Here is a 9290-nt window from a genome sequence, read left to right as displayed (position 1 = left end):
GAGACAAAGAATTAGGAAAGAATTTAGTATGACAACTCAAACTACAATTAATAACGAAAAGCTATCTCCGTGGCCTTGGCAGATTGAAGAGAACACAACTCACTTTGATAGCGCGGCAATGTCGACCATCTTAAAAGACTTAAGCCTTGCTTGTTACGTAGTGAACCACCCAGAAAAAGGCTTAGGCGTAAGCCAACAAGCTGAAATCACATCGGGTGACTCAGCAAGTGCAGCGAACAGCCAGCCTGTTAGCGCATTTGCTCCTGCACTCGGAACACAAAGCTTGGGCGACGAAGAGTTTCGTCGCTGCCATGGTGTAAAATACGCGTACTACGCAGGCGCAATGGCCAACGGCATCTCATCAGAAGAGCTTGTAATTGCGCTTGGTCAGGCGGGTATTCTTTGTTCATTTGGCGCGGCGGGCTTAATCCCGTCGCGCGTTGAGCAAGCAATCAACCGTATTCAAGCAGCGCTGCCAAACGGTCCTTACGCGTTTAACCTGATTCACAGCCCAAGTGAACCAGCACTAGAACGCGGCAGTGTAGAGCTGTTTTTGAAGCACAAAGTGAAAACGGTTGAGGCGTCAGCCTTCTTAGGTCTAACACCGCAAATCGTTCACTATCGTGCTGCTGGCCTAAGCCGTGATGCTAAAGGTGAAATCCAGATCGGCAACAAAGTCATCGCAAAAGTGAGCCGTACCGAAGTGGCAAGCAAATTCATGCAGCCTGCTCCGGTGAAAATGCTGCAAGCCTTGGTTGATGAAGGTCGAATCACAGCAGAACAGATGGAGCTAGCACAGTTGGTTCCAATGGCGGATGACATTACTGCAGAAGCGGATTCTGGTGGTCACACCGATAACCGTCCGTTAGTAACACTGCTACCAACGATTCTGGCACTGAAAGAGCAAATCCAAGCTCAGTACCAATTCAAAACACCGCTGCGTGTTGGTTGTGGTGGTGGCGTAGGCACGCCTGACGCGGCTCTAGCTACATTTAACATGGGCGCTGCTTACATTGTTACCGGTTCAATCAACCAAGCGTGTGTTGAGGCTGGCGCGAGCGAACACACACGTAAGCTGCTTTCGACAACCGAAATGGCTGACGTGACTATGGCTCCGGCAGCAGACATGTTCGAAATGGGTGTGAAGCTGCAAGTGGTTAAGCGCGGTACCTTGTTCCCAATGCGTGCAAACAAGCTTTACGAAATCTACACACGTTACGACTCAATTGAAGCGATTCCAGTTGAAGAACGTCAAAAGCTTGAGAAACAGGTATTCCGTTCAACATTGGATGACATCTGGGCTGGTACAGTCGCGCACTTTAACGAACGTGACCCTAAGCAGATCGAACGTGCTGAAGGCAATCCGAAACGTAAGATGGCGTTGATTTTCCGTTGGTACTTGGGGCTTTCTAGCCGTTGGTCAAACACCGGTGAACAAGGTCGTGAAATGGATTATCAAGTATGGGCTGGCTCTGCACTTGGCGCATTCAACGCGTGGGCAAAAGACAGCTACCTAGATGATTACCAACAGCGTAATGCGGTCGACCTTGCTAAGCACCTGATGCACGGTGCGGCTTACTTAGCACGTGTTAACCTGCTGAATTCGCAAGGCATCAAGCTAGATCCAGAACTAGCACGCTGGAAGCCAACTCAAAGAATGGCATAAATGGCCGAGATGGGCTGTTTGACGAGTAACTAATTACTCAGCGACACGAAACAAAAAAGCGACCTTATCGGGTCGCTTTTTCTTTGGACGTTCTTACCTAAATTAGATAGACGATTAAGACTTCTGCATACGCTTTTTCAAGCGCGCTAAGTCAATTGCACTTGAGCGTACAGTAAGCTTGATGCACTCGTAGTCGTACTCTTCCTTCACCACACTCATGTTTGAGCGAATTTCGCCGATGATGCCTTGTCCTGAATAAGGAATCGTGATCTCTTCTTCGATCATGCCTTGTTCAGCCACACCCACAATGTACTTGTGCAGTTTGGTGATATCGAGCGGGTCACGAGTCGAGGTCAGCATCGCATCTGGGAATTCTTCAATCAGCTCTAACTGTTCTTCTTCGCTCAGTCTATCGCACTTGTTCAGCACCAATAGTTTTTCGCTGCCTTCAACGCCCACTTGTGCTAATACTTCGTGTACCACATCAAGCTGCGCGCGGAATGAAACGTCAGAAGCATCAACCACATAAAGCAGTAACGAAGCATCGTGCGCTTCTGCGAGCGTCGAGTGGAATGAAGCAACAAGATCGTGTGGCAGTTTCTTGATAAAACCCACCGTATCTGACACTAGGATACGCGGCTGAGTGATCGGCTGAAGTGCACGAACCGTGGTGTCTAGGGTTGCGAAAAGCTTATCCTCACCGCTCACTTCGGTTGCGGTCATAGCGCGCATCATCGAAGATTTACCCGCGTTGGTGTAACCAACTAGAGCAACAGTGAAAAGCTCCGCACGCCTTGTGCGTCGGGTCTTCATTTCATCTTGTACGCTTACTAGCTCACGCTTAAGCGCAGCAATTTGGTCACGTACGTTACGACGGTCTAACTCTAGTGAAGTTTCACCGGCGCCCTGACCCATTTGACGCTCTTTATCACCCTCAGCCGTTTCACGAAGTCGTGGCACTAAGTAATTTAGACGAGCGATATCAACTTGCAGACGAGCAGTACGAGTACGAGCGTGACGGCTGAAGATTTCGATGATGATGCCAGTACGGTCAAATACTTCCACACCCAAACTCGCCTCAACAGTGCGCAGTTGAGATGGGCTTAAATCACAGTCAAAGACCACAACATCAGCGGCACCGTATTGGAAATTGCCCGTTGGAAGATCATCAAAATCTAGCTCGTCGATTTCTGAATCAAATAGACCTGATTCATCAAGGAAGTCTTCATCTTCGGCTTCTTCAATCGAACCTTGGTAACCGGTTAGGTGTGCAATTTCCGCAAGCTTACCAGCACCCAACACGTTTTGTCGTTGTGTTGAACTGTGGTGCTGTGATTGTGTACCGACCACTTTAAACCCTAGGGTTGTTACTAAGCGAGCAAGTTCGGCAAGAGACTCTTTTGCTTCGTCACCTTTGAAGTCCGGTGTCGTAATAGAAATAAGTAAAGCGTTACTAGCTGAGGGTTTTGCTGTTAGTTTCATGTATTCTTCTGTTTATGCACTAATGTGCAACCTAGTATTTGGTCTAAAGTAGCGCGATCCTACGCTGTTCTCGGTCAGCTTTATAGAGCTAACGGAGGCTAATTAGCGATATTATTGCAGTTAATCCATTTATCTCGTTTATCCCTCTGTTTTCGTGAGGAAATAAAACAGGCTAAAACAACAAAAAAGACAGCACCACGTTACTTATTAGTAATTAGTGATACTGCCTTTGCTTAAGCTTAGACTCTCATTGAGCTACTGTCTCAAAAACTAAAAATCAATTCTCGCTTCAGTCTGAGCATCAAAGAATACCGCCTTTGATAAATCAAAATGCAGCGGCGCCATTTGCCCAACTGACACTTCAAATTCCGGCGACAAGCGACAAGCCACTTCTTGGTCGTTCACTTTTACCATCGCAATCGTATCTGGCCCTGTCGGTTCCAATACTTCCAGCTGTAAATCTAGCTTGGTCGTTGCCGACACATCTTCACTTTCCTGCTCGGTGATGTGTTCAGGACGCAGGCCAATCACTACTTCTTTACCATCTTGCTCACGCATGCTTTGTGGCAAGCGAATATGGTGCTCTTGCTCAGCTGTGCCCGTTACTTTGATGATCGGATTCTGCTCATCATCCAAATCCACCATGGTCTTAATGAAGTTCATTGATGGTGAACCCATAAAGCCAGCCACGAACATGTTATTCGGCTTGGTGTAGATCTCTTGCGGCGTACCAAGTTGCTGCAATTCGCCGTCTTTCATTACTGCGATGCGATCCGCCAGAGTCATAGCTTCAATCTGATCATGGGTCACGTAGACAATGGTGGTGTTCAGCTTTTGGTGCAGTCGTTTAATCTGATGACGCATTTCAACACGCAGCTTGGCATCCAAGTTAGAAAGCGGCTCATCGAACAGATACAGCTTAGGACGACGTGCCAAAGCGCGCCCCATAGCGACACGTTGACGCTGACCACCAGAAAGTTGCGACGGTTTACGATCCAGCAACTGTTCGATTTGCAGCATTTCCGCTACTCGGTTTACCTCTGCATCAATCTCTTGCTGTGGCATCTTACGGATCTTCAAACCGAAAGCGATATTGCCGCGTACCGTCATGTTTGGGTAAAGTGCGTATGACTGAAATACCATCGCGATGTCGCGGTCTTTAGGTTCAACCTGGGCCACGTCAACACCGTCAATCACGATTTCACCCGAGCTAATATTCTCTAGCCCAGCAATGGTGTTCATTAGGGTGGATTTTCCACACCCCGAAGGGCCGACAAGTATCAAAAATTCCCCCGAATCGATACTGATGTCGATGCCCTTTAACGTTTCGTTGTCCGCGTTGCGATAGGTTTTACGGATCTGTTTTAAATCTAATGTTGCCATGGGTAATTATCCTTTTACTGATCCTGCCGTTAGGCCACGAACAAAATATTTTCCTGCGAAGACATACACCAACAGCGTTGGCAGTGCGGAGATGATCGCGGCAGCCATATCGACGTTGTATTCTTTAACGCCCGTGCTGGTGTTGACTAAGTTGTTTAATGCCACGGTGATTGGTTGAGTCTCTGAGCCTGAATACACCACCCCGAACAGGAAATCGTTCCAGATTGCAGTGAACTGCCAGATCACCGTCACCATGATGATAGGTGTAGAGATCGGTAATAAGATCTTAAAGAAAATGGTAAAGAAGCCTGCACCATCCAGTTTTGCCGCCTTGATCAATTCATCAGGAATCGAGATATAGAAGTTACGGAAAAACAGTGTGGTAAATGCCATGCCGTAGATAACGTGCACAATCACCAAGCCAATCGTAGTGTTCGCTAAACCCATCTTGCCAAGCATGGTTGCCATTGGCAGTAGTACCACTTGGAACGGAATGAAGCAGCCAAAAAGCAACAAACTAAAGAACAGGTTTGAACCTCTAAATTGCCATTTCGTCACCACATAACCATTGAATGCCCCAAGCAATGTTGAAATCGCAACCGCAGGAATCACCATTTGGAATGAGTTCCAGAAGTAGCCTTTAATGCCTTCACATTTCACGCCCGTACAAGCGGTGTCCCACGCTTTATACCAAGCATCGAACACCCACTCTTTCGGCAAGCTCATCAAGTTACCCGCCTTGATATCAGGCAGAGTTTTGAATGAGGTCAGCACCATCACGAACAATGGCATTAGATACACTAAACAGAAGAAAAGCAGTGCTGAATAGATAAAGGTTCGTGCAAAATTGATGTTATTCATCATGACTTTTTCTCCCTAAGTTCAGAGTAAAGATAAGGCACGAGAATCGCTAAGATACCGGCAAGCATCATCATGGCACTGGCGGCACCAAGGCCGACTTGTCCACGAGTAAAGGAGTGTGCATACATGAATAGCGCAGGAAGATCCGATGAATAGCCCGGGCCACCCGCTGTCATTGCGGTCACAAGGTCGAAGCTCTTAATCGCAATATGTGACGTGATGATCACCGCGCTGAAAACCACTGGGCGTAAGCAAGGCAGAATGATTTTGAGATAGATAGTAGGTAAGCTTGCTCCATCAATTTGAGCGGCTTTGATGATTGATGAATCGATGCCGCGAAGACCCGCTAAGAACATTGCCATCACAAAGCCTGAAGACTGCCACAGTGCCGCGATAACCAAGGTATAGACCGACATTTCAGAGTCGACTAACCAATCAAATTTGAAGTCAGTAAATCCCCAATCTTGCATCAGCTTTTCAATGCCAAGACCCGGATTAAGAATCCATTTCCACGCCGTACCTGTCACGATGAATGACAAGGCCATTGGGTATAAATAGATGGTACGAATCGCGCCTTCTTGGCGGATGTTCTGGTCAAGCAATACCGCCAAACCCACACCTAACAAGATAGCAATCGCCATGAACAGAAAACCAAACACACCGAGATTGGTGATTGAGGTTATCCAGCGATCGTTGTCCATCAGTTTTTCATATTGAGCTAAACCAACAAAGTTAAAGCTCGGTAGAAATCGAGAGTTGGTGAACGACAGCGCTGCCGTCCAAAAAATGTAGCCGTAGATACAGACCACGGTCACTAACGCGGTCGGCGCCAGTACAATTTTAGGTAACCAATGTTGCAACCTGTCAGCAAAACTAGGCTTGGGTGCAGGCTGGCTCCTTATGGGTTTTGGAGTCGACTCAGTCAAAACATGCTCCATAACTTATCCTTGTTGCACAATCGAGCCGATGGCCTACCTCTCGGCACCACATCAGCATCACGCATATTAGAATTGGGAATGAAGAGTAGATAGGCTCCCTACGAGCCTACCCACCCTGGGGGTTTGGTGTTAAAGCAAATGAGATTAGATAGCCGCTTTCACTGCTTTCGCTAACTTAGCTGCCGCTTCTTTTGGATCGGCATCTTTCTCATTGAAGAAGTTGGTCACAACGTCATAGATAGCGCCTTGAGCGTAGCTTGTCGTCGCTAGACCGTGAGCCATACTCGGAACTAGATCGCCAGACTCCGCACTTGCTTTAAAGGTTGCCATTGAATCCAACGCACATTGGTCGAACTTAGACATGTCCATATCGAGACGTACAGGGATAGAACCTTTGTTCAGGTTGAAGACTTCTTGGAAATCTTTGGTAAGAATGGTTTTCGCTAGATCTTGCTGCGCTTTTTGGTTTTCTTTGTCGCTTAACTCAAAGAAGGCAAAGCTATCGATGTTGAAGGTAAATTGGCCGTCAGTACCCGGAGCTGGTGCGCAAATGTAGTCTTTACCCGGCACTTTGCCTGCTGCAGCAAACTCACCTTTCGCCCAGTCACCCATGATTTGCATCGCGGCTTCGCCATTGATAACCATAGAGGTTGCGACGTTCCAATCACGACCCGGAGAATTGCTGTCGATATAGTCACGCATTTTTTTGAACTTGGTGAACACTTCCACCATTTTGTCGCCAGATAAAACGTCCATATCAAGATCAACGAACGCTTTGTTGTAGTCTTCACTGCCTAGTACATCAAGTGCTACCGCTTCGAAGACTGTCGCGTCTTGCCAAGGTTGGCCACCGTGAGCCAGAGGAATAAAGCCAGCCGCCTTGATCTTGTCTGCCGCCACAAAGAATTCGTCTAATGTGGTTGGAACCGTCACACCTGATTTTTCTAATACAACAGGGTTAGCCCAAAGCCAGTTAACACGGTGAACGTTAACAGGAACCGCTACATATTCGCCGTCCCACTTCATCACTTTAGTGACAACTTCTGGCAGTAGTTCATCCCACTGCTCTTGTTTTGCTGTTGCATCGAGAGACGTTAGAAAACCTAAACCACCCCACTCTTGAATATCATGACCTTTGATCTGCGCTGCAGACGGTGGGTTACCTGATACTGCTCGCGTTTTCAAAACGGTCATCGCACTTTCACCGCCACCACCAGCCACTGCAAAGTCTTTCCATGTATGGCCTTGTTCTTCAATCATCTCTTTCAGTACCGCGGCAGATTTTGCTTCGCCACCGGCAGTCCACCAGTGGAGCACTTCCACTTCACCAGCTTGAGAAAATGTTGAGGCAGCAAGAAGAGATAGAGTAAGTAGGGTTTTATTGATTTTCATTATTATCTTCCATGTTTAGCGGACTCGACGTCCGGTTCAATACAGAGTCTACTTATTTTGATTTTTAGGATTGAAACAAAAGGTAAGCCCAATGTAACACAATTGTTACATTACACATCTAAGCCTCTAGGGATATAGACTTTGGCCTCTAAGCCGCCTTGAGGAGAGTTGCGAATAATGAGATCTCCGCCGTGTCCGTGCAGGATATTTCGGCAGATCCCGAGCCCTAAACCGTGTCCTTGGTCGTCGGTCGCAAGCCTAAAGTAAGGTTCAAACACCAGCTCAAGTTTGTCTTCAGGAATACCTTTTCCGTGATCTTGAATCGTCACGATAACCCACACTGAATCACTGCTGATATCGACCTCAGCTGATGTCCCATATTTCACAGCGTTGTCGATAAGGTTGGTTAGCACACGTTTAATGGCTAATGGTTTGGCGACTAACGGTTCAACCACAGTGGGCTCAAACTCAACCAAGGTTTGATGTTGGTTGTGAAGTTCAATCACGGAGAGCATCATCTCATTGAGGTCGATAATAGCGTTGTTTTCGTGAAGGTCAGTGTCTCTTACCGCTTGTAAAGCGCCCTTAACCATCATCTCAAGCTCATCCAAATCCTTGTTGAACTTGTCTTTCTTAACTTCGCTTTCCAACAGCTCAGCTCTCAACCTAAGCCGAGTTATGGGTGTCTTTAAGTCATGAGAGATAGCAGAAAAGAGATGCTCCCTATCGGCAACATAGCGACGAATACGCTGCTGCATACGATTAAACGCCCGAGTCGCCGTGACCAGTTCAGTCGCCCCCTCTTCGTTAAGCGGCGGCTGTTGAATATCCATACTCATCTCGTTAGCAGCCCTTGCGAGCTTTTTAAGCGGGCGCACTTGGCGACGAATCATTAAGTAGGTCAACACCAATAGAATCAGCGTTGATGAGAGCAAAAAGATCACCTGTTCACGGCCGAGAATAGTGTCATCCAGTTTTACGTAGGGTGCAGGCAACAGTGCGGCAATGTACACCCATTCATGACTAGCTAATTCAATCTGAACAACCAGTATTGGAGGATTAAGAGGCTCTAAGGTTAATGTGTGATGCGCCCACGATCGAGGGAGATCGCTCAAGTAGATGTCATTTTTAAGTAATCGAAGGTGCTCTGGGCTAGAGAAATCGACGCGCACCGATTCCACCTTATTAAGCTTGCTACTTAACACGCTTTCTATGGCTTCTATCGAGGCCATTTTTAAACGAGTATCGGGAATGGGCTCAACAATCAGCGCCTCTTTATTGAAAGAGACGAAGAAACGCGTCCCGCCCATATTTCGAATTTGGTCTAACACGATATGGCGATATTTGACGGGCAGAGACTGGAAGAAAGTCACTGTTGAAGCAAACATGTTCGCCATGCTGGATGAGGCCGAACGAATCCCTTCCAATTCCTTATGTTTAGATTCGCTGTACCAAATAGAGGTTGCGATACCTTGAGCAATGACCACCGCCAACAAGGTTAATAACAAGGTTCGAGCAACCAGGGAATTTGGCTTTAAACTTCTCAACCACTTCATACGGACTTCTTA

Annotated in this window: 7 protein-coding genes; 1 reads left to right on the top strand and 6 read right to left on the bottom strand. The window is 47.2% G+C overall.

Annotation, left to right across the window (positions count from 1 at the left end; genetic code table 11):
- Positions 1-28: 28 nt before the first annotated feature.
- Positions 29-1666 (top strand): eicosapentaenoate synthase subunit PfaD, encoded by a 1638-nt coding sequence (gene pfaD / locus ITG10_RS12705; RefSeq protein ID WP_017633141.1) that lies wholly within the window; start codon positions 29-31, stop codon positions 1664-1666.
- 114 nt (positions 1667-1780) lie between these two features.
- Here the strand turns inward: pfaD and hflX are convergent, their stop codons facing one another.
- The 6 genes from hflX to ITG10_RS12675 form a co-directional block, all read right to left on the bottom strand.
- Positions 1781-3148, bottom strand: a complete 1368-nt coding sequence (gene hflX, locus ITG10_RS12700; protein ID WP_017633140.1) for a GTPase HflX — start codon at positions 3146-3148, stop codon at positions 1781-1783.
- Between the two features lie 270 nt (positions 3149-3418).
- The gene (gene ugpC / locus ITG10_RS12695; protein ID WP_017633139.1) at positions 3419-4531 is read right to left on the bottom strand and encodes a sn-glycerol-3-phosphate ABC transporter ATP-binding protein UgpC; all 1113 of its coding nucleotides are present in this window, start codon (positions 4529-4531) and stop codon (positions 3419-3421) included.
- A gap of 6 nt (positions 4532-4537) precedes the next feature.
- Positions 4538-5395 carry a carbohydrate ABC transporter permease gene (locus ITG10_RS12690; RefSeq protein WP_017633138.1) on the bottom strand — a complete coding sequence of 286 codons (858 nt, stop codon included), beginning with the start codon at positions 5393-5395 and terminating at the stop codon, positions 4538-4540.
- Positions 5392-6330: a sugar ABC transporter permease gene (locus ITG10_RS12685; protein ID WP_026084478.1), complete on the bottom strand. Its 939-nt coding sequence runs from the start codon at positions 6328-6330 to the stop codon at positions 5392-5394. Before ITG10_RS12685 ends, ITG10_RS12690 begins: the two co-directional genes overlap by 4 nt.
- Positions 6331-6474: 144 nt before the next feature.
- On the bottom strand, positions 6475-7722 hold the full coding sequence (locus tag ITG10_RS12680; protein ID WP_017633136.1) for an ABC transporter substrate-binding protein: 1248 nt from the start codon (positions 7720-7722) through the stop codon (positions 6475-6477).
- 110 nt (positions 7723-7832) lie between these two features.
- Positions 7833-9278 carry an ATP-binding protein gene (locus tag ITG10_RS12675; RefSeq protein WP_017633135.1) on the bottom strand — a complete coding sequence of 482 codons (1446 nt, stop codon included), beginning with the start codon at positions 9276-9278 and terminating at the stop codon, positions 7833-7835.
- Positions 9279-9290 lie beyond the last annotated feature (12 nt).

The sequence above is a fragment of the Vibrio sp. ED004 genome (assembly GCF_023206395.1).
In the GTDB taxonomy this organism is placed as follows: domain Bacteria; phylum Pseudomonadota; class Gammaproteobacteria; order Enterobacterales; family Vibrionaceae; genus Vibrio.
Note: the sequence above shows the minus strand (reverse complement) of the source record. Positions and strands in the feature narration are given on the sequence as shown.

What these genes read in the sequence shown, in the direction of transcription:
- pfaD (WP_017633141.1), top strand. Translation starts at nt 29, where the DNA reads ATGACAACTCAAACTACAATTAATAACGAAAAGCTATCTCCGTGGCCT.
- hflX (WP_017633140.1), bottom strand. Translation starts at nt 3,148, where the DNA reads ATGAAACTAACAGCAAAACCCTCAGCTAGTAACGCTTTACTTATTTCT.
- ugpC (WP_017633139.1), bottom strand. Translation starts at nt 4,531, where the DNA reads ATGGCAACATTAGATTTAAAACAGATCCGTAAAACCTATCGCAACGCG.
- ITG10_RS12690 (WP_017633138.1), bottom strand. Translation starts at nt 5,395, where the DNA reads ATGATGAATAACATCAATTTTGCACGAACCTTTATCTATTCAGCACTG.
- ITG10_RS12685 (WP_026084478.1), bottom strand. Translation starts at nt 6,330, where the DNA reads ATGGAGCATGTTTTGACTGAGTCGACTCCAAAACCCATAAGGAGCCAG.
- ITG10_RS12680 (WP_017633136.1), bottom strand. Translation starts at nt 7,722, where the DNA reads ATGAAAATCAATAAAACCCTACTTACTCTATCTCTTCTTGCTGCCTCA.
- ITG10_RS12675 (WP_017633135.1), bottom strand. Translation starts at nt 9,278, where the DNA reads ATGAAGTGGTTGAGAAGTTTAAAGCCAAATTCCCTGGTTGCTCGAACC.